The following is a 22395-nucleotide window of genomic DNA, read 5'->3' as shown; positions in this document are numbered from 1 at the left end:
TTCAACCAGCCGGTTATTTAACGGCTGGTTTTTGCGTTTGGGGTTAATGGCTTTTAGATTTGCTTCCGATAAGTTTAATTTGTTTGTCATAAAAGTTTAACCATTCGTTCATACAATGTTCGGCTAGCGGTTTTCAAGGGGAAAACCGTTTATTTTCTTGGAAAATCCAATACATGCAGTTATTCGATACCCAATTGGCAAGGACTGTTTTGATGGCGGCCTGCTGTGTTTTTATGCCGTTAGATTATGCCTGCAGTCAGGAGGTGCAAGCGGAGGTTGTGGCTCAGCCCGCTAACAACCAAGCGCCGGCGACTTTTGATTTGATGGAGTTGCGAATCAAGGGTAACACCTTGCTGGATAAAAAACAGTTGGAACGGACCATCTATCCATTTTTGGGGCCGAAAAAGAGCATCGATAATGTCGAGAATGCACGTGGTGCTTTGGAACAGCTTTATCGTACCAAGGGTTATCAGACCGTGGCGGTTGATATTCCGGAACAGGATGTAAAAAACGGCATCGTTTACCTGCAAATCGTCGAAGGTAAGATTTCCAGATTACGGGTGAAAGACTCGCGTTATTTCGATCAAGGCAGAATCAAGGCTGCCGTGCCGGAGCTAGCGGAAGGCTCGGTGCCGAACTTTCCGAAAATGCAGCAGCAGTTGGCGGAATTGTCCGGTCAAAGCAGCGATCGACAAATCGTACCGGTGCTGCGGGCAGGCGAAACGCCGGGGACATTGGAAGTCGATTTGAAAGTTAAAGATGAATTGCCGGTGCACGGCAAGGTGGAATTGAACGGTCGCAATACCTCGACAACTTCGCGTTTAAGGCTCGTGAGCTCTTTACGTTATGACAATCTTTGGCAGCGCATGCATAGTGCGTCTTTGATGTATCAGGTTTCTCCCGAGGACAATAAGCAGGTGGATGTCTGGGCCGGTACTTATGCCATGCCAATAATGGATAGCGATGCCAGGCTGGCGCTTTACGCAGTCAGCTCATCGTCCAGCGCCCAGGTGGCTAGTGCCGGCGCATTGTCGGTAATCGGTATCGGTAATATTTACGGTGCGCGTTTTATCAAACCGTTGAAAGCTTTGGATAATTACTTTCATAGTTTAACGGTTGGGGTCGACTATAAAGACTTTAAAGAGGATTTGAATCTATTAGGTTCAGACTCTATCAGAACGCCCATCAGTTATTTGCCGTTTTTGGCGCAATACAGCGGTACGGCAAGGACTGAAGACTCCATGACCAATTTTGATATTGGACTGCATTTTTCAGTACGGGGTTTAGGGAACACCCAAACACAATTCGAAAATAAACGCTTCAAGGCCAGAGCGAATTACGCTTACTTGTCGGGCAATATGAAACACCGGCATAACTTGCCTCTGGATATGGAGTTGGTGGCGCGTTTTGCCGGGCAGGCCGCTGATTCGCCGTTGATCAGTAACGAACAATTCTCCTTGGGGGGTGCGCAAAGTGTGCGAGGGTATTTTGAAACCCAGGCATTGGCCGATGATGCAGTATTTGGTTCGTTGGAATTGTATTCCCCGCATTTAGCGCCGGCTGATTGGGATGATGTCAACGAGTTGAAGTTTCTGGCTTTTTTCGATGCCGGTAAAGGTTGGATCAAAAACGCCTTACCCGGTAATGTCAATGGCAGTTTTCTCAGCGGAGGCGGCGCTGGTTTGCATTTTAAATTATGGAAACAGCTGAGCGGTGGGTTTGATGTGGGGGTGCCGTTCTCTAGCTTGGGGCCAGTAAAAAGCGGTGATCCGCGTGTGCATTTCTCGATAGCCGGCGAGTTTTAAGGTGTTGTCGAATTGAAATTTCGAAACGCAACAGGTTCAGAATTGCTAGCGGGTGCTGTTCGTGGCTAGACGCCCGTTTTAGGTCTATTTGACATTGCAAGTTGCAATGTTTGTATTAATGCCAAACCTGCTGCGAAGTGGGGACGGAAAGCCGAGGGTCTTGCTGGGGCAAGATGGCCGGGTTGCCACGAAAAGTGACGTTTAATTTTAGTAAGGGCGACAGTATGGTCAACAAAATGCAAGCAAGCAAAACTCAGGTATCGGATGTTCGTTTTCGTTTGAAACCGTTAGCCGCGGGAATGCGTTTTGTGGTGGCGAGCGGTATGTTTGTGAGCGCCATGGCGCGCGCCGAATTACCCGTACCTGTTGGCGGAGAGGGCTGGGTAACATCGGGGAGCGCCACCAATCAGATCATCGGCGACACGCTACGTATCGATCAACAAACCGACAGGGCCATACTGAATTGGCAAAGCTTTAACGTTGGTAAAGAAAATACGGTTCAATTCGTTCAGCCCGGTTCCTCCTCTATTGCACTTAACCGAATTTATCAGGCCGATCCCAGCCGGATCATGGGTCAAATCGTCGCCAACGGCCAAATTTATCTCTATAACGCAAACGGATTTGTATTCGGCAAGGATTCAGTAGTCAATACCAATAGTTTGCTGGCCAGTACGCTGAACATCAGTGACGAAGTATTTAATCGGGGCATCACTCGGGTATTTGATGAGGATGGCCGGGCCGCATTAGGCGTCGACGGCAGCTTAAGCCCGGCGACTTCCAAAATATTGATAGACGCGGGCGCCAAAATCAGCGTTGATAAAGCAGGTCGTATTATTTTAGCTGCACCGACCATTGATAACCAAGGCTCGTTATCCGCGGGGGAGCAGGGTCAGATCATTGTCGCGGCCAGTCAGGACAAGGTTTACCTGCAGCCCGCGGATGCGCAAAGTCCATTCGCCGGTTTGTTGGTGGAAGTCGATACCGGTGGAAAAGTTACGAATGGCGGCGATATCAGCGTTAGGCAAGGCAACATCACTTTGGCGGGTTTTGCGGTTAATCAAGAAGGTCGCGTTAGTGCTACAACCTCGGTTAATGTTAACGGCTCGATACGCTTGCTGGCGCAGGAACAACATACCGTGGATGGCGGCAAATTGATTGCCAGCAAAACGACTCGGGCGGCCGATTTGGGGGATGGATTGGGAACCCAGTCTAAATTGCGCTTTGCAACCGGCAGTGTCACTAAAATCGTGGCCGATCAGGCCGGTGGTTCGGCAATTGACGAGCAAGCGCAACCACAGTCTTATCTGGAGGCTCAAGCTCAGACAGTGAGCTTGGAGAGCAGGTCGTCCATTGTAGCGCCGGCGGGGCAAGTCAACATCACTGCTACCAATAATCCTCAAAGTCCTAATTTAGGTACGACGGGTAGAATTGACGTCGCAAGTGATGCTTCGATTGATGTCTCGGGCTATGCAAATATCCCCGTATCGATGCAACGAAATGTAGCGGAAATTTCAGTGCAAAGCTTTGATTTACGCGATGCACCGGTTCAAAAATCCGGACCGCTTAAAGGTACGACGGTCACGGTCGATTTACGCAAGGGCAGCTCGATAGTTGACACCAGCGGCGCTCAAGCCCGGATTGAAAGGACTCTGATCGAACGGATGGCTAACGGCGGGGTAATTAATTTGACATCCAGCGGCGATGTTGTGGTCAATAATGGCGCAACCATAGATATTTCCGGCGGTTCGGTGGATTATCAGGCTGGCTTCATAAGTACTACCAAGCTATTGACCGATTACGGACGTATCGTCGATATCAGCGATGCCGACCCCAATGATCACTATGTGTCAATTTACGGGGTGGTCAACGAGGATCATGCCAAATGGGGCTACAACCAGCAATGGACGATTGTAGACCAGGTTGCTACAGCGCGCTATGAAGCCGGTTATACGCAAGGAATGGCGGCGGGTAGTTTGAATATCAATGCGCCGGCGTTAGTTTGGGGTGGCCAGCTGGTGGCCGGTACCAAAAACGGTATTAATCAAAGACAGCCTTTGAATCGTGCCGATGGCGGGAGTTTTGTCTTTGATTCAACTGCTTTCGTCAATACACTACAAAATGTGCGCTTTCAGACTGAAAAAGGTCAGATCGATTTAGCGCTGGGCGATAGTTTTCCGTTTATTGGTGGACAGCCGCAGGCGCTGATTTTACCGAGCGAATTAATTAATAGCTCCGGTGTTCAGCATGTTATCGTCAAAACCTTGGCCAATGTAACGGTTGCTGAAGATGCCAATATCAATATGGTGGCGGGTGGAGAATTCAAACTCCAGGCCGCGGCAATCGATATACAAGGTCAGGTACATGCTGCGGGCGGCGAAATTAACTTGGCGATTGCGCAATCCTTGTCGGGTGTCAATTTAGGCGCGCATTCATCGCTCGATGTGTCGGGGCGTTGGGTCAACGATTTTCGCTTGGGGTTCGATGCAAGTCCGGTTGATCCTTTGATAATCAATGGCGGTACAGTCAAGGTTAGTTCGGTAGGCGACTTGCACATGAAGGCAGGCGCAAAAATAAATGCTGACGGCGGCGCGTGGCTGGCTCAAAACGGACGACTGACAACGGGTAATGGCGGTGATATCGAATTAATTGCCGATGGGCAGGGGCATGCCAGCCGATTGTATTTCGATGGTGAAGTGTCTGCCGCGGCGATGGGTAATGGCGGTAGTTTAACTTTAGGCAGTTCGGAAATCGTAGTTGGAAATGGGTCGGCTATTACCGCGAATCCATTGCGCTTGACTGTAAGCAATGGTCATTTTGATTTTGATCGCCAGGGCGGTTTTGCCCAAGTAAATCTCATTGGTAATCTAGACGGCGTCACGGTAAGTAACGGTACGGTGCTGGATTTGAAAACGGCTAGTTTATTGCTGGATAATAATTTCATAAACAAAGCCAGCGATAGTGATATCAGAAGTTTTAGCCACTTGGCGTTATTGCCGGAATATCTTAGACAAGGCAATAGTTTGAATTTGTCTTCGCGCGGCGATGTGATTGTCGCTAGCAATAGCGCAATTACCACGGATAAACAAGGCAGCGTCGGTTTGGTTTCCTCGCTAGGCGGGGTCTACGTCGATGGGCGTATTGAGACACCTGGCGGGAGTATTCGGTTGGCGATTGAAGCCTCTCCAAATGCGGAATACGATAATACTCAGACTGTTCGGTTGGGTGAGCATGCGCGTTTGTTGGCGCGAGGAACTTCTCGTCTCAATGCGGCTGACGCTTTAGGTCGTCGAAGTGGACAAGTACTGGATGGAGGACTGGTCAGTTTCGATTTGCAGCGTGGTAGTTTGATTTTCGAACAAGGTTCGATTGTTGATGTGTCCGGTACGCACACCGTATTGGATTTATCCAAAGCCGGCATCAACGGTGTAATTACGGCGCCGAGTGATGTGTTCGGTAACGCGGGTAAAGTGGATATAGCCGCGGCGGAAGGCGCGGTGTTCGACGGTAAAATTATCGGCTTGGTAAGTTCCGATAGTGCCCGAGGTGGCCAGTTTAGCTTTACATTAGATAGAACGCGCCGTTCTCCGCCGGATGAACCTTTGATAGCATTTCCTAATAACCCGCTAGTGGTGCGGATCAGGGACGAACAACAACCGTTATTTAATTCCAACATCGCATTTGGCGATGTCATACCCAACCAATTCAATGGGCAGGCCGTTATTTCGACTAACATGTTGGAACAGGGTGGGTTTGCCGACATTCGCTTGAATACGCCGGATAATATTCGTTTTGAAGGTAATGTCAGTCTGGATGCCGCGGCAAGGGTCGATTTGAACTCCGCCGTTATCAATTGGGCGGCTCTCAATGGCGAATCAAGCGCAGCCATCAACATCAATAGCGCTTTGATCAGGCTGGGGTCCTCGCTGCAACGAGAAGTAAGCGGCACGCCGGTTAGTGGCGGCGCAACCTTCGATGCAAATGCGCGATGGATAGAAGTGTTTGGTGGGACACGTTGGGATGGATTCAATAGTTTAACTCTAAACAGCGCACATGACTTACGTGCGGATGGTTTACGTTTTGGTGCTCAACGCAATTTTCTCGGAACGCTGGTCACTGCAGCCAATCTTAATCTTAAAGCCAGTCAGATTTATCCCACCACGTTGAGTGACTTTACCTTTGCGGTGAAAAACAACCCAACGGGGAAAATTACCGTCAGTTCGAGCGGAAATACTGATCAAACACCTTTGTCTGCCGCCGGTACATTAACCATGGATGCTCCGGTTATCGAACAAGGTGGCGTTATTAAAGCACCGTTGGGTAGTATCCACCTTAAGGCTAGTACCCGTTTAACGCTGAATGACAATAGTCTGACGTCGGTATCTGGCGACGGAAAAATAATACCGTTCGGTGTGATTCAAGCCGGGCTGGATTGGTTGTACCCATTGGATAGCATTCGTAATTTGGTCTTCAACACACCACCGGAGAAAAAGTTAGTGTTGGAAGCGCCGGAACTTTTGATGAAGCAAGGCAGTGTGGTTAACCTGGCCGGAGGCGGTGATTTTTATGGTTATGAATTTTTACCAGGCGCTGGTGGTTCGTATGATTACCTAAATCCCAATAGCGCTTCCTACCAAGGCGGGTTTGCTATTTTGCCTAGCTTGGGTTCCGGGTTGGCGCCATTCGATCATTATGAAAACGATTTTGTCGGCTGGTCTTATGATCTCGGCAGTCAAGTCTATTTGGACGGTTCCAGCGTTAAAGGTTTGGCCGCGGGCTTGTACACCATTTTGCCCGCTCATTACGCACTGCTGCCGGGCGCTTTTTTGGTGACCCCACAGGCAGGTAGTCAGGACCAAAGTGTAACGACATATACTTCTCAGGGATTACCGGTAGTGGCGGGCTATTTCTCGCAGGCGGGTTCCGGTACGCATGATGCGCGCTTGAGTGGTTTTAAAATCGAAAACGGCGCCGATATTCGGTTGCGCTCTCAGTATGAAGAGCATTTAGGTAATGCTTATTTCAAGGCTCAAGCGGCGCAAAATGCAACAGCGTTACCGTTATTAGCCATGGATAGCGGGCAGATTTCCTTGATTGCGCAAAACAAGCTAATTTTGGAAAGTCAATTCATGATCGATTCCATCACAGGCGGTAGAGGCGCCAAAATGGATATCGCGGCTGACAAAATTCATGTCGTAAACAGTTTGAGCGTAAACCCGCAATCTGGTGTTCTGGAAATTCTTGCTAATGACCTCAGTAACTTAGGTGTGGATAGTCTGTTGTTGGGTGGTGCTCGCAACATAAACGCTCAAACCGGCGATACTAATCTGGCGGTAAGCGCCGAAGAAGTCGTTTTTGCGCAAGGTAGTCGGTTTACCGGCAAGGATTTGATTGCCGCGGCAACCGACAAGGTGGAAGTGCAAGATGGCGCCTCGTTGAGCGCGGAAGGTAAGGTCAATACAGGTGACAAAGTCTTTAATGTCAGTGGTGACGGTGCTTTCCTGAGAGTGTCCGCCGATAAACAGGTCGCTTTAAACCGTATTGGCGCACCAGGAATCACCGGACAGTTAAATATTTCAGCTGGAGCGACGTTGTCGGCATCCGAATCAATGTTGCTTGACGCCAGTAAGTCGACCTTACTAGAGGGCGATATTGTGATGCATCAAGGTTCTTTAAACCTGAGCGCTAATAGCATTAACCTCGGTGAAGTCGGTAACCTGGGTGGCTCGGCATTAAATTTATCCAATAGCAGATTGTTGAATTTGTCGGTGGATGAGCTAATCCTAACGGCGCGTGACAGTATAGGTATCTATGGGAATTTGGGTCGGGTTGACCAGAATGGTGCGCCTGTCATCGGTGATGGCGGTTTGCAAGACGCTATTCAATTCAAACGTTTGGTACTGGATGGCGCTGGTTTGGTCGGACATGGACAAATCGATGACAGAGCGCGGATACAGGCCGATACCTTGCGATTGCAAAACAGTCAAAATGTGACAAATCATCAAGCGGCGGATGGTCTAGGCCAAATCGATTTGCTGGGAAATAACCTAGAAATTGGTGATGGTGGTCTGGCATTACAAGGTTTTAATGCCGTAAATCTGCAGGCAGCTGCTCAAGTACGCGTCGACGGCCAAGCTACTTTAAATGTGGACGCCAATCTGAATGTTACGACTCCGGTTGTGACGGGTAAGGGAGGAGGTAGTTTGACTGTGAATATGGCTGGTTACGATGCCAACTTTATCTCTGCAACAACGTCCGGCTATGTGAGCAGCGGTTTTGGTAGCAAACTGGCCGTCACGGCCGATAGTATCGATTTTAATAGCCAAATATTGCTGCCTTCCGGGACTGTGGAGTTGCACGCTTTGAATGGTGCTGTGACGTTGGGCAGTCAAGCTAAATTAGATTTGGCTGGGCGCGCGGTTAAATTTGCCGACATATACGACTACACGCCGGGAGGGCATTTCAATGTAGTGGCTGAGCAGGGACGAGTGACAATGGCAGCCGGTTCGTTAGTGAATCTTGATAGTGGCGGCGGTAATGTGGCAGGCGGTGAGTTGACGTTGTCCGCTCCGACGCAATCCATCGAGTTGGCGGGTGATATTCAGGCTAGCAATGGAAGTGCCAGCCTGGATATTAATCATTTCAGCAACGGTTCAAATTTTGATGAACTAATGCAGGCTCTTCGCGGTGCTGGCATCAATCAATCTATTTACTTACGCACCCGTGGTGCGGACATCATTCAATCGGCGGCTTCAGTCGTTGAAGCTAAAAATCTCACATTCGTGGCAGATGCTGGAGCTATCACGCTTGCCGGTCACGTCAATGCAGACGGCAGTGCTGTCGGCGGAAATATCAATCTATATGCCGGCGACATCATTACCTTACAAAGTGGCGCTAGTTTGACGGCCAAAGGCAATCAGGGCGGTAAAGTGTTGTTGTCATCGACTGATAACAACAATAACGGAATTAGCGGCATCGATATCAAAGCGGATAGCTTGATTGATGTGAGCGGAGCTACCCCGGCCCAAGGCGGCGAGGTGACCTTACGAGCTTTACGTGACGGTAATGGGATTAAAATTCAACCGATTGCGGGTACTGTGCAAGGTTTTGCACAGCAGGCTGCCGTTTATGATAGCAATAATAATCTGCTTGAGCATGGGTATAGGAATTTCTTTGCCGAGGGCGTCAAAAAATACACCGATGCTAATGGTTTACTAACCAGCAGTGACTACTCGACTATCCAATCGGATACCAATAATTATATGACTGCCGGCAACATGCAGGCAGTCGAAGCTGTCTTGGGTGGCAGCATTCGCCTGCGTGCCGGCGTCGAAGTAAATTATGACGGTAATTTGACGTTGTTAGATAAATGGGACTTAGTGGACTGGCGGTATAGTGAGGGCGGTGATTTGGTTGCCATGTCCGGAACATTGAGCATACGTGCAAGTGGTGGGTTAAGTTTGTTTGATTCCCTGTCGGACGGATTCAAGGATGGTGTAATTTCGTCGATATTCGGGGATATTCCGTTCAGCGACATGTTGCAAAGTGGCGAATCCTGGTCTTACCGGTTAGTCGCGGGTGCGGATTTGGGTGGCGGGGATCTTACTGCTACCTCGGGTTCCGGTAATCTGGTCATTGGATCCAATGTCAGCGTACGTACGGGAACAGGCGATATGCAATTGCTGGCGGGTGGCGATTTCGTGCTGACGGATCAGACCTCGACGGTTTACAACGGCGGACGAACCACCGAGGTCGATCCTTATGGCAGCTTGGCGTTGCATATGGCGATTACCGCCTTCCCATACGCCGATTATCCAGTTGATGGCGGCAGCTTGGTCATCAATGCCGGCGGCGATATCAAGGGTGCCGTCAATAATAGTCAGTTCATTAATGATTGGATGGTGCGCCAGGGTACTCAGGACCATGCCGAAGACTTTTATTTAGCAGGCGTTGCGGCTGATTTGGCGGCACTTAAGGATAATGCGGCGGGCTTGGCTGCTTACATAGAAACATTGCCATCTCAACTTCAGGCCAGTATTCATGACGGTTATAAACTTGATACGTTGGCGTATACAGAGCCGACAACCTGGGGCTTAGTATTGGGTAATGGCGTGTTTCAGCAGAATATCGGTTCGTTTGGTGGCGGTAATGTTGAAATTAACGCGGCCGGGAATATCAACGATCTATCGGTAATGATGCCTACCAGTGGTAAGCAAGTGGGTACACCCGCCTGGGACCCTAATAACTTGCAAACATTGTCGTTGTTGACTAATCAGGTTGAAGTCAACGGCGGCGGCCAAATGGTGGTCAAAGCGGGCGGCGACATTGCCGGCGGAGCTTATTATCTGGGGCAAGGCAATGGCAGCATGTTTGCCGGCGGTAGTGTCAAGGGAGGTAGTCAATTTACAGCTGGCCCGCAATTGCTGTTGGGTGATACCAAAATGGCTATTCAATCTACTCGAGATTTGACTTTGGGCGCGGTGTCCGACCCGATGATTATGCACTCAGGCGACACAAATTTCTTTAGTTATGGCGATAATAGCGAAGTAATTGCCAAATCGATGGCCGGCGACGTGCATTTGGGTGCGGATGTTACTAAAACGGCAAGCCTGGTCGGATTGGGAGCCACTCAAACCACACTGGCTCAAATTTATCCGGCAGGATTGAGTGCTACCGCTTTTGGCGGCAGCGTTGTGTTGGATAATGATGTGGTGTTGTTTCCTGCACCACGAGCCAATGTCAATATTTTAGCGGAACAGGACTTTAAGTCCAAAGGCGATGCCAGCAGGTTAGCCATGTCGGACGCCGACCGAGCGCTGTTGCCTACTGCGTTAACGCCAGTGTCGCGTAATAATATGAATGATGCTGTCGCTAGAATCAACCCGTATGGGTTGGCTGCCTTTGCTCATGCCGCGACCCCGATACACACTGGCGACATAATGCCGGTTCGGTTAGTAACTAGAGAGGGCGATATCACCAATGTACAGGTTAATCTGGCTAAAAAAGCGGTGATTCAAACGGGCAGAGATTTTAAAAATGTACTGCTGCAAGTTCAGCATGACAACCAAGGGGATGGTACTGTATTTAACATTGGTCGTGACCTCAAATTCACGAGTAGCCGAGATCAGAATGGGCAGTTAGTGCCCAACATTAATGGAATCAATATTGCCGGTCCCGGTGAGGTTTTATTCAAAGCCGGGCGCAATTTCGATTTAGGTGCCGCTGTTGGTGTGGCTACTTCGGGCAACCTAAGCAATACGGCATTAGCTAGTGGCGGTGCCGGGGTTTCTGTTTTGGTAGGTCTACAAGGCCAGCAGCCGGCTTATGTGGCGTTTATTGATAAGTATTTGGGTGCTGATACGCAATATCCTACCGATGCCGGCCAGATTAAGAGTTTAATCACGGGTTTTATGCGTGATCGGCTGAATAACCAGCTATTAAGTGAAGAGCAAGCTTGGACGGCATTCAAGGATTTAAGTGCAAACGATTATTTGACACTTCAACCCAAGCTTAATGCCTTGGTCGAGTCGGTATACATGAATGAAGTGAAGCTGGGGGGCAGAGCTGCTGCTAAGACAACGGACTCGGCAGCGAAGAAAGTCGCCTATGAGCGTGGGTTTACCGCAATTAATACCCTGTTCCCAGGCGAAAATTGGAGTGGTGATCTGAGCATGTTCTTCAGCAAAATTCACACATTGGATGGTGGTTCGATTAATCTGCTGGTGCCGGGCGGGCAGGTTAACGCCGGTCTGGCCGTGGGCACTGACGCTAAAAAACCATCTGAACTGGGTATTGTTGCGCAGCGTTCAGGGGATATAAATGCAGTAATTCGTGATGATTTTCTAGTTAACCAATCGCGGGTATTTGCCTTGGCGAGTGGCGATATTATGCTGTGGTCTTCAAAAGGCGATCTCAATGCTGGAGCGGGTGCGAAATCGTCTATAGCCGCACCGCCTCCGCAAATTACTTTCGACGAGAACGGCAATCTGGTTATCGTTTTCCCACCAATTGTCTCAGGTAGTGGCATCCGTACTGCAGCTGAAGCAGGTAAAACCCCTGGCAATGTCGACTTATTTGCACCTCAAGGTGTGGTCGACGCAGGTGAAGCGGGAATAGGTGGTAACAACGTCACTATTTCGGCAACAGCGGTTTTAGGGGCCAATAATATCCAAGTAAGTGGAGTTGGTACCGGCGTGCCGGTGGCTTCCACCGGCAGTCTGGCGGCGGGTTTGACAGGTGTCGGTAATCTTACATCGGGGGTTACTCAAATGGCTGAAAACTCCGTCGGCGGCGATATGAGCAAAGGCGCGGCAAATGCGTTGGCTAAAGCGATTCTGGGTATGTTGAGCGTCGAGGTTATCGGATTTGGAGAATAGTAAAAAGGTCAGAAAAAGCTTACTTCTGTCATAAAATTGTAAAAAAATGTCGGCATAATTCGCTAAGTGTATTGATTAGAGGTAAAAAATGAAGCGAATTGTTTTATTGGCATGGGCTTTGGCTTTTCTGCCCGGTTTGGCGCACGCGTGGTGGAACGACGATTGGGGTTATAGAAAAAAAATTTCTATCGATGCCCAGCAATTGCAGCAGCAAGGGGTCAAGCCTGTTGCTGAAGGTTTGGCTGTTATTCGCCTGCATACCGGTAACTTTGCCTATTTTATGGACCTGGCGGAGCAGGGTAAGGATTTGCGTTTTATCGCCGCCGACGACAAAACGCCGCTGAAGTTTTATATCGAGAAAATCGATCCTATCAACGAAATGGCGATTATCTGGGTGAAGCTGCCCAACGATATCGCCAACGCTGCCGAGCCGTCGCTATGGATGTATTACGGCAACGCGACGGCGGTGGAGGCCAGCGACGCCGGCGGCATCTTCGATGTGGCCCAAGTGGTCGACTATCACTTCAATGCGGATACCGTGGTCGATGCCACTGCATACGCCAATCAACCGGCTACTGCCAATAATAGCCGCATTGAAGGTGGGGCCATTGGTGATGCTGCTGCGTTTGATGGCAGTCAATCCGTCACCATTGCTGCTTCGCCGGCGATTCAAATGGCGGATAACTTTGGCTGGACGGTTTCCGTCTGGGTCAAAATAGACCAAGCGCAAGCCGAAGGGGTGGTGTTTGAACGCGATGGACTTATGTTATCCGTTAGAGGGCAAACGCCGGTTTTAAATGTCAATCGGAAAGAATTGGCCAGCCCCACCGATATGAATTTGGCGGCTTGGCACTTGTTGGCGGTTACCGGCAGTCAGGAAGGATTTAGCTTTTATGTTGATGGCAAGCAGATAGGCGTGTTGGCGCCCAGCGTGCCCGGTTTTCAAGGTGACATCAGCATTGGCGCCTCGGTAGACGGCAGCCGCGGACTGATCGGTGCAATCGACGAATTCGGAATTGCCAAAGCTGCCCGCGATCAAAACACCTTAGCCTTCAATACCTTAATGCAGGGCCAGACTTCCGCGCTATTAACTTATGGCGAAGACAGTACGCCGGACAGCGAAGGCGGTGGTGAATCGCGCATTATGGCGACTTTGAGTGACGTCACCTTGGACGGCTGGGTGATTATCGGCTTGCTGGCTGTGATGTTTGTAGTGAGCTGGATCATCATGTTGGTCAAGTCGCTGGTGATCAATAAAAACATTGCCGAAAACCGTAAATTCGAGGATGCCTTTCAAAAATTGAATGCAGCTGAAATGACCCAACTCAATCGGCAGATGACTGAGGATGATGAAGATTTGGATGCCTCGCCTTTGCTGGCGATGACCGGTAGTCATGGACAGTTTGCCGGTTCGTCGTTGTATCGACTCTATCATGTCGGGGTTGAGGAAGTGAATCGACGCTTAGCTAAATCGGTGGGTGCCGACGCGGCGGAACCGAACATTTCCGACAAAGCCATCAATACCGTGCGGGCAGCCATGGAGTCCATATTGGTGCGCGAAGTGCAAAAATTAAATAATCAGATGGTGTTGTTGACCATCGCCATTTCCGGCGGGCCGTTTTTGGGCTTATTGGGTACGGTGCTGGGGGTGATGATTACCTTCGGCGATATCGCCGCCAGCGGCGAAGTGAACGTCAACGCCATCGCACCCGGCATTGCCGCCGCCTTGGCGACCACGGTAGCCGGCTTGTTGGTGGCGATTCCGGCCTTGTTCGGTTATAGCTATATTGCCAGCCGAATTAAACTGGTAACCGCCGACATGTATATTTTCGTCGACGAATTCACCGCCAAATTGTCCGAACGCTACGGCGATTAACCTGGAATTGACAGTAGACCATCATGCGCTATCAAGAAGAACTGGACAGTTACGACGAAATCAACGTTACCTCCATGCTGGATTTGGCCTACGTGCTGCTGATTGTGTTTATCATTATGACCACCGCGGCCGTGCAGGGCATACAGATCAATCTGCCCAAGGCCAGCAATCAACCCAGCCTGGCTAAGCCTAAAACCAAGGCTATTACCGTTACGGCGGAAGGCACCATATTTTTGGACACCTTTCCGGTGACCATGGAGCAACTGGAGTCCACATTGCTGCAATACAAAGCCGCCGATCCGTCCCTGCCCGTGGTGGTGAAAGGCGATGCCACCGTGATGTATCAAAGCGTCATCGAAGTATTGGCCTTGCTGGGCAAGCTGGAAATTACCCAGGTAGGTCTGGTCACGCAGAATTTGGTTAAGTAACAAGGGCATGACTGAGATAGGTAAGAAACATTTTCGGGTCTATTTGCCCAAGATCATCTGGGGATTGATTGCGCTGATGACGCTGTTTTTTTTCGTGAAGATGGTGATGCATTTTCTCGATAATCAACAAGAGCGGCCGCAACGCAAAATACAGCCCGTGACTTTGGTTGCACCGCCCCCGCCTCCACCTCCGCCACCGAAAGTCGAACCGCCGCCACCCGAGCCGGAGATGGAAAAAATCAAGGAACCGGAACCCGAGCCGGAACCGGAGCCGGAACCCGAGGAAGCGCCTGCCAGGGATTTGGGGCTGGATGCCGAAGGTACGGCGGGTTCGGATGGGTTTGGTTTGGCGGCCCGTAAGGGCGGCACCGGTTTGTTTGGTGGCGGCAATCCATTTGCCTGGTATGGCGGCATCATCAAAAACGATCTGGTCAATTTGCTGAGTAATTACGAGCAACTGCGCCGCAAGGGTTATACAGCCATCGTCAAAATCTGGTTAAAACCGGATGGATCGGTGGAACGGGTCGAATTGGCGCGCGGCAGTAACGATCCGGAAATAGACGATTTGTTGAGTAGCACGTTGAACAAATATAAACGGGTTAACGAGCCGCCTCCGCCCGGCATGCAGCAACCGATTAAATTAAAAATTACATCACGCGTTTAACGCATTTAACGCATTTAGGTATTAGGTAAACTCCATGATCCACAATAAACGGCTACTAGCCCTGGCGTTATCCGGGCTGGTCGGTATCGCACAGGCCGGCGAAAAGGAAGAGCTGCTCAAATTACGCAACACTACCACCAATTTGATCAAACAATTGGTTAAGCAGGGTGTTATCACTGAAAACGCTGCTGAACAAATGATCAAGCAGGCGGAAGCCGATGCGGAAACGCAAGTCGCGGTGGGCAAAGCGGCAGCGGCAACCAGAGAGGCGGTGCCGGCCGACGAAGTGCGGGTGGCGTATGTGCCGGATTTCGTGAAAGATGAGATTCGTCAGCAAGTACGGAGCGAGCTGCGGGAAGAAGTGGTAGGCGATGTGATGGCCAAAGCCAAGAATGAACAATGGGGCTTGCCGAATGCGTTGCCGGAATGGACGAAGCGGTTCAAGCTGTCGGGAGATTTAAGGCTGCGCGAGCAGATGGAATTTAATGCAGCGGATAATGCTTTACGGGGTTATCAAAATTACCAAGCCATTAACGACAGGGGCGGTACTACTGCGGCGGCGGCAAATTCCGAACAGTTTTTGAATACCACTAAAGATAGAAACCGGATGCGCGAGCGTTTCAGGCTGGGGATCGATGTCAATATTGCCGATGGAGTGGATGCAGGTGTTCGGCTTGCTACAGGTAATATCAGAAACCCCACCTCGACTAATCAAACCTTGGGTAATTATGGCGATCGATACGAATTTAGAGTAGATCGCGCTTATCTTAAATATGATGCGCTGGATGATAATAAATTTAATTGGTTAACGTTGACTGGAGGTAGAATCGCAAATCCTTTTTATACCGGCGGCAGTGAATTGGTGTGGGACGAGGATTTATCTTTTGAGGGTGTAGCGGGAACCGTTAGACATCGTTTCGGCGCTTCATCGGGAAGTCTTGATGAAATTGGAGCTGCGGGGCCAACAATATTCGCTACGGCTGGTGCATTCCCTCTACAGGAGTCAGGGTTAAGTACGCACGATAAATGGTTGTTTGGTGGCCAAACCGGCTTGGATTGGGAGTTTTCCAATCAGGATAATCTGACAATGGGTGTTGCTTATTATGATTATCGAAATATTCAAGCGCGCCCAAACACTAATCAAGCTGGTAATTTTCAATGTAATTTAAATAATGCCGATAATACTTTTTCTAAACCCGATTATATGCAGCTCGGCAATACTTTGACTACTATCTGTAACGAATCGGGTAGCACTCCGTTTCTGGGTGCCGCAGGTTTAGCGGGCGATTATAATATTCTTAATATTAACGCGGCATACGATACTGCGTTATTTGCGCCCGTGCATGTTAGGTTAAGCGCAGATTATGCTAAAAATATCGGTTTTAATTTAAATGATATGCAGCGCCGATACAGAGATTTGCTTCCATTTGGTGGCGTCCTGAATGGAACGACATTAAAGGCACAAACCACGGCTTGGCAGGTAAGGGCTGATGTTGGTTGGACCAATGTAGCCTTGCCTGGAAACTGGAGTGTATTTACTGCGTATAAATACCTGCAACGCGACGCTGTGTTGGATGCGTTTACCGATTCCGACTTTCATCTGGGTATGACCAATGTTAAAGGCTGGATGATTGGTGGTAATTACGGCTTGATGAAAAACGTTTGGCTGACAGGGCGTTGGTTGAGCGGCGATATAATAACTGGTCCGCGTTATGGGCTTGATATTGTGCAAATTGACATCAACACCCGATTCTAGGGGAGGCTTTTATGCAATTTTTCGCCCAACAATTCGCTAAATATGGTCTGGCTTTTGCGTTGCTTGTTGCCTTTGCATTGATGCCCGACGCCTCCCAAGCCGTGCCGCGCGATGCCAACGCCAACAACGGTGCGGTATTAAAGTTGCAAGCCATGGTCAAAAGCCTGTCTTCCGAACGCGATGCGGCCAAAGCCGAAAGCGCCGGTCTGGCGGCCGAAGTGGAGCGGTTGAAAAAGGACAGGGCCGATGCACTGGCCGCCAAGGACAGCCTGAGCAGCGAGTTGGCGGCGCAGAAAAGTAGCGCGGATGCGGTGCGCAACCGCTTGGGTTCCACCGAGAGCCGATTAAACGATGTGTCCGATAAATATGCTAAAACCAGCAGCGCAAAAGCCGAACTGGAACGAGAATTGGCGGCGCTGAAGGCCAAACAACAGGGTACTGAACAGCAATTGCAAACCTGTGGGCAGCATAACGTCAAGCTGTATCAGTCCGCGGAAGAGTTGCTGCAGCGTTATCAGAACAAAGGCACGTTCTCCGGACTATTGCAAGACGAGCCGTTACTGCAATTTCAAAGTGTCGATATGCAAAATATCGTTCAAGAATATCAAGACCAATTAAATGCGGGCCGGTACGCTCAAGAAAACCCTGTTGAAACGCATTAAATGCTCGGGGCTTAAACGCTAATGAGGCAAACCTTCAGATGATAAAAAGGCCGTTTGGCGCGCAAGGGCTCAGCGGCTTTGTTATGGGGTTTACTCATTCGGCCGTTTCGGGTCGCGAAATTTCCTACGGTTGGGTTTAACCCGTTTAATATTCAGCGGGTGACCTTGCACGGTTGCTTCGCTGAGCAATTGAAAAATATCGGCGGGCATGCCGTCCGGCAGGTCGACCAGAGTGTAACTGTCGCGGATGTCGATACGGGCTATGCGTTTTTTGTCGACACCGGATTCTTCGATGAGTGTGGCCAGTAATTGTTCATGATCGATCTGGTGGTTCTTGCCCACGTCTAGCCGGTAGCGAACATTACGGTAATTCGGTGCCTTAAAAACCGGCGGCAGAGAATCGCTCGTAATTTCCGGTTCGGCGGCGTTCTGGAATAAATGCGGCTGGCTAATGTAAAGTAGTGCGGTGGCGCAGTCCGTGGGATCCATGCCCAATTCGGCATTGATTTGCTGCACGACCTGTCGGTGTGCCTTTAGGTTTTCCTGTGTGTGAACCAGTTGCAGGCGTTTTTTTAGTTTTTCCAGCTTACGGGGATGAACGTGCATGTTCCGCGGGTCCTGTTACAGTCTATCCAGTTCGATTTCCACATAGGCCTCGTCGCGTAGACGGCGTAGCCATAATTCGGTTTCTTCTTCGATTTTACGCTTGCGGATTTCGTCTCTGACTTTGTCTTTCCTGAATTGTTCGCTGTCATCCTGACTTTCCCGCCCCAAGACTTGAATCAGGTGCCAGCCGAACTGGGTTTGTATCGGATTGCTGATTTGATTGATATCCAGTTTATTCATGGCATCTTCAAACGGCGGTACCAGCGCGCCCGGGGTGACCCAATCCAGCGAGCCGCCGTTGATGGCGGAGCCTTTGTCGTCGGAATGGGCGCGGGCTAAAGTGGCAAAGTCGTCGCCGTCCTTGATGCGCTCTTTAAGCGCCAGCAGACGTTTTTGGGCTTCGGCGTCATCCACCAGTTCGTTGGTTTTGATCAGAATATGCCGCACTTTGGTTTTATTGACTATGTGTTGCGCGGAACCTTCGGTTTCCAACATTTTAATGATATGAAAACCGCTGGGGCTGCGAATCGGGTCTGACACGTCGCCTTGCAACATACCAGTGACCAGGTCGGTAAATAGGGTGGGAATCTGGCCGATACTGCGCCAACCTAAATCGCCGCCTTTCAAGGCATTATCGTCGTTGGAATAGCTGATGGCGGTTTCGCGGAAGTCCTTGCCGTTGCGTAGTTCGGAAACGATCTGGTCGGCCTGTTGTTTGGCCTTTTGAATCGCACTGGCTGATGCGCCGGACGGTACTGAAATTAAAATGTGCCCCAAATGGTATTGGGTAGTATTCGAACCCGCTTTGCTTTGGGTTTCCAGATAGTGGTTAACCTCGGCATCGGTGACCTTGACGCGGGAACTGATTTCTCGGCCTCTTAGCTGGTTGATGATAATTTCATTGCGTAGATTTTCTTCGAAACTCTTGTAATCCAAACCCTGTTTGACCAGTTCTTGTTTGAAGGCTTCCACGGACATATTGTTACGCGAGGCAATGTCCGCAACCGAGTTGCGCAGCATTTCGTCGCTGACCTGAATGCCCGAGCGGGTGGCCAGTTGCCGCTGCAATTTGTCGACAATCATCCGTTCCAGAACTTGCTTACGTAGCACATAGTCCGGCGGCACCATGACGTTATTGGTGCGCAGTTTTTGAGTGATGGCCGCGGCCTCGGTATTCAGTTCGCGTTCCAATATCACGTCGTCTTCCACGACCGCCACGATTCTATCCAGCGTTTGCGCCGGAACGGGAGGGATGTCGGCAATTATCAAAAACCAAGCGGCGAAAAAAAGTTTTTTAATCATGGCGGAATTAATCTTCAAAATAGCTGGCAGGGCGGTAACCGTTCAGGTTGCGCTGTAGAAATTTGTCTACTTGGTCGCCGAAACCGGTTAAGCCCTTTAATTCAAGTTGCACGAATACTGCGTTTTCCGGTTTGGCATCCGGCGCCAGAATGTTGGTGGTGTTCGCGCCGTTGATATAGCGGCGGCCAATCACGCGTAAACGCCAGCAGCAGTTTTCTTTTTCAATACCGATAAAACTTTCGGTAGTTTTGCCGAAGTTGAATGAATATTGCCAACGTCCCAGACCATACCAACCGGCAGCCAAAGGCCAACGGAAAGAGACGTCGGATTGTGAAATGGTTTGTCCGACCGCGGTCTGCGTTGTGACATTATTCAACGGGTTGATGAACGAGGATTGATCGTTCGGCGTGTTGCGGCGGTAACGGTAACCCACGTCGAAAATCTGATCCGGCTGGTTACGGTATTTAAGCACTGCAAGGCCGCGGGCGAAGCCGTTGGCTTCAGGGTCCCACTGCGCGCCGGCCGTATAGGACAGATGATTGGTGACCTGGCCGGACAATTCGCCGATAAAATTCGAGGTGGTACTGGTTTGATTCGGAATGCCGGGTAAATTGACATTTCTATCCTGGAAATAAAGAATTTGTCCCAGGCTGATTTTCAAAGGTTCCAGACCGGTGGTTGAATCGATAAAACGTGACGTGCCGGCCAATGTGATCTGATTGGCGTCCTGAATGCGGTCCACGCCGCTGAAACGGTTTTCCCTAAACAAGCTGTAAAAGTTGGTATCGTAGGCAGCCGTGTCGAAAATGGGAATATTATTTTGATCCTTACGTGGAATGTATAAGTAAAACAAGCGGGGTTCCAGCGTATGAGTATAGGGGGTGTCGCCTATATTGAGTTGCTTCTCAAAGGTCATGCCGGTATCGGCCGAAAATATCGGCAAAAAGCGGCTGACGCTATTAGGTTCATTAGCTGTTGTCTGATTGGTAAGCTGATAATTAGTATATTGGCCGGTGATTTTAGGAATGAAAAACCCGGCGCTGGATTCCAGCGGAAAACTCACCGATGGGGCCATATTTAAACGCTGGCCGTTTACCAGATCGGTGTGATAAAAATGCGTGTACTGGTTATCCATGGCCAGTGCTAACGGCATGTCGTCGAAATTGTGGCTGAGATTGACATTCACCCTGGGCAGAATGTCATAGGGCATGCCGGCGTCGGTAATGGTTTTATCCACCGATTGGTAATGGTTGACGCCGCCGGAAATTGAAATGTCCGGGCGGTTATAGTACAGATACGATGTGGTGGGCAGGAAACGGTTGGTTTGAAAACCCAACGCATTGTTCATATCGTTAAAATATTCTTTATCCGATACATAATTCAGTCTGGTAATCGAGCTTAAATGGTTGGTAAAGCGGGTGTTGTCGGTGAAGGTGGCCGAATAACGGCTTTTATTTCTGAGTTGGTCGTCGGGTAATATCTCGGCACCCAAACTGCCGCGGGATGCTTCGGTCAAATAGCGGAATTTGCCGCGCAACATTTCGCCGCGTTTTTGCATGTAACGCGGTGTGATGACGGCGTCATAATTCGGGGCTATGTTCCAATAAACCGGTGCGGACAAGTCGAACCCATTCCGGTCCGTATTCGACCAGGTAGGAGCCAATAAGCCGCTGGTGCGCCGATTGTCGACCGGGAAGGAAATATAGGGGGTATATAAAACCGGTACACCTTTGAATTCCAGCCAGGCGTTTTTAGCGGAACCGTGGCCGCTTTCGCGGTTTAACTTAACCCGCGAGGCATGCATGATCCAGTCCTGATTACCGGGCGGACAACTGGTGAAGCTGGCTTCATGGTAGCGGGACAGGCTTTTACTGTCACGATACATGACATCCGCTGTCCCCCTAAAAGGGGCGTTTGCTTCAATGAACTGGGCCTGTCTAATCCGGGCTTCGTCTTTACTCAGGCTAAGCGAGACCGTGTCGCTGGATAATGCCAAAGTATCCTCGCTATAAATCACGTTACCTTGGGCGTCCATGGTATCGGCCACGCTATCGTAGCTGGCTTTATCGGCCCGTAAATGCTGGTCGGCGCGGTTCAAGTCGACATTGCCGGCAAAATTAAGAATCTCGCCTTCGAATACTTCGGAAAAGTCAGCCAGTACATCGGTATTGGCTTCGTCGCGGGTTTGGCCGGATGTGCCTTTGATTTTACGTTTTTTTGCCGACCAGTTCGAACAGTTTTGCCAAGGGTCTTGCTCGAACTCGCCGCGCAATACTTGAAAGGTGCGTTCTTGCTGGCGATCGTAATAGGGTGTCAACCAGGGATTGCTGATTTCCGAATCGGCAACGATTTGGGCCTCGCCCTGGGGGTCCGGGCCGACCAAATTACAATTCCAATTGCCGTTGGCGGCTTCCCCGGATTGGCAGGTCCAGCCCGGATTTTTAATGGTAGCTGCCGCCGGTTTGTTGCGTTCGGGCAAGGTCTCCATGGTCGGCTTTTGATTTTCGGCATAGGTGACACGCGGTTTTTGCGGCTTAGCCGCGACAGACTCGACCGGTTTTTCCACCTCGGGCTGGCGGGCCTGTTGAATGGCGGGTTCCGGCGCGGCGGCGGGCGGCGGGGTCTGGGTAATCGCCGGCTCCGATTGCGGGACGGGCGTTTCCGATGCTACGGGGGGCTGTTCGGCTTGAGGGGTTTTTTGGGTAGTGATGACCTTGGGTTGGGCCGGCTCCTGGTTGGCTTGACCTTGATTCAGACAGGTCCATTCGCCGTTTTTACTCTGCTCGCAATTCCAGGCGGCATTGTTGGTGGCTGTGGCGACTTCCGTAAATGATAATAATGCTAAATAAACTGTATAAAACCTAAGATTCATATCGAGGTTGGCGGCTAAATTAACTTAGCGGAATGAAAATCAATTAAAATG

At 50.1% G+C, this 22395-nt stretch carries 10 protein-coding genes and 1 riboswitch; of the genes, 7 read left to right on the top strand and 3 right to left on the bottom strand.

From position 1 onward, the window contains the following. Nucleotides 1–173 precede the first annotated feature (173 nt). The 7 genes from M0R33_RS06550 to M0R33_RS06520 all read left to right on the top strand — a co-directional run bounded on the left by M0R33_RS06550 (nucleotide 174) and on the right by M0R33_RS06520 (nucleotide 17564). Nucleotides 174–1805 carry a POTRA domain-containing protein gene (locus M0R33_RS06550; RefSeq protein WP_292566793.1) on the top strand — a complete coding sequence of 544 codons (1632 nt, stop codon included), beginning with the start codon at nucleotides 174–176 and terminating at the stop codon, nucleotides 1803–1805. Nucleotides 1806–1915: 110 nt separating this feature from the next. Continuing rightward, nucleotides 1916–1995, top strand: a riboswitch (cyclic di-GMP riboswitch). 46 nt (nucleotides 1996–2041) lie between these two features. After that, nucleotides 2042–12178: a filamentous haemagglutinin family protein gene (locus tag M0R33_RS06545; RefSeq protein WP_292566790.1), complete on the top strand. Its 10137-nt coding sequence runs from the start codon at nucleotides 2042–2044 to the stop codon at nucleotides 12176–12178. Nucleotides 12179–12266: 88 nt separating this feature from the next. Continuing rightward, the gene (locus tag M0R33_RS06540; RefSeq protein ID WP_292566788.1) at nucleotides 12267–14054 is read left to right on the top strand and encodes a DUF2341 domain-containing protein; all 1788 of its coding nucleotides are present in this window, start codon (nucleotides 12267–12269) and stop codon (nucleotides 14052–14054) included. Nucleotides 14055–14077: 23 nt separating this feature from the next. Continuing rightward, nucleotides 14078–14482, top strand: coding sequence for a biopolymer transporter ExbD (locus M0R33_RS06535; protein ID WP_013817628.1), 405 nt, complete (start codon nucleotides 14078–14080; stop codon nucleotides 14480–14482). A 7-nt stretch (nucleotides 14483–14489) separates the two neighbouring features. Then, a complete protein-coding gene (locus M0R33_RS06530; protein ID WP_292566782.1) occupies nucleotides 14490–15146 on the top strand; it encodes an energy transducer TonB in 657 nt (218 codons plus the stop codon). 34 nt (nucleotides 15147–15180) lie between these two features. Beyond that, the gene (locus M0R33_RS06525) at nucleotides 15181–16902 is read left to right on the top strand and encodes a putative porin (RefSeq protein WP_292566779.1); all 1722 of its coding nucleotides are present in this window, start codon (nucleotides 15181–15183) and stop codon (nucleotides 16900–16902) included. Between the two features lie 11 nt (nucleotides 16903–16913). Beyond that, a complete protein-coding gene (locus tag M0R33_RS06520) occupies nucleotides 16914–17564 on the top strand; it encodes a hypothetical protein (protein ID WP_292566777.1) in 651 nt (216 codons plus the stop codon). Between the two features lie 90 nt (nucleotides 17565–17654). Here M0R33_RS06520 and M0R33_RS06515 read toward each other — a convergent pair whose 3' ends face one another. Genes M0R33_RS06515 through lptD form a run of 3 tightly spaced genes read right to left on the bottom strand, consistent with a single transcriptional unit; the run spans nucleotide 17655 to nucleotide 22344 of the window. Beyond that, the gene (locus M0R33_RS06515; RefSeq protein WP_292566774.1) at nucleotides 17655–18170 is read right to left on the bottom strand and encodes a DbpA RNA binding domain-containing protein; all 516 of its coding nucleotides are present in this window, start codon (nucleotides 18168–18170) and stop codon (nucleotides 17655–17657) included. 15 nt (nucleotides 18171–18185) lie between these two features. Then, on the bottom strand, nucleotides 18186–19472 hold the full coding sequence (locus M0R33_RS06510; RefSeq protein WP_292566771.1) for a peptidylprolyl isomerase: 1287 nt from the start codon (nucleotides 19470–19472) through the stop codon (nucleotides 18186–18188). Nucleotides 19473–19479: 7 nt separating this feature from the next. Continuing rightward, on the bottom strand, nucleotides 19480–22344 hold the full coding sequence (gene lptD, locus M0R33_RS06505; RefSeq protein ID WP_292566769.1) for an LPS assembly protein LptD: 2865 nt from the start codon (nucleotides 22342–22344) through the stop codon (nucleotides 19480–19482). Between the last annotated feature and the right edge of the window lie 51 nt (nucleotides 22345–22395).

This window comes from Methylomonas sp. (assembly GCF_023228165.1).
Lineage (GTDB): Bacteria > Pseudomonadota > Gammaproteobacteria > Methylococcales > Methylomonadaceae > Methylomonas.
This window is presented reverse-complemented; position numbering and strand designations above follow the sequence as displayed.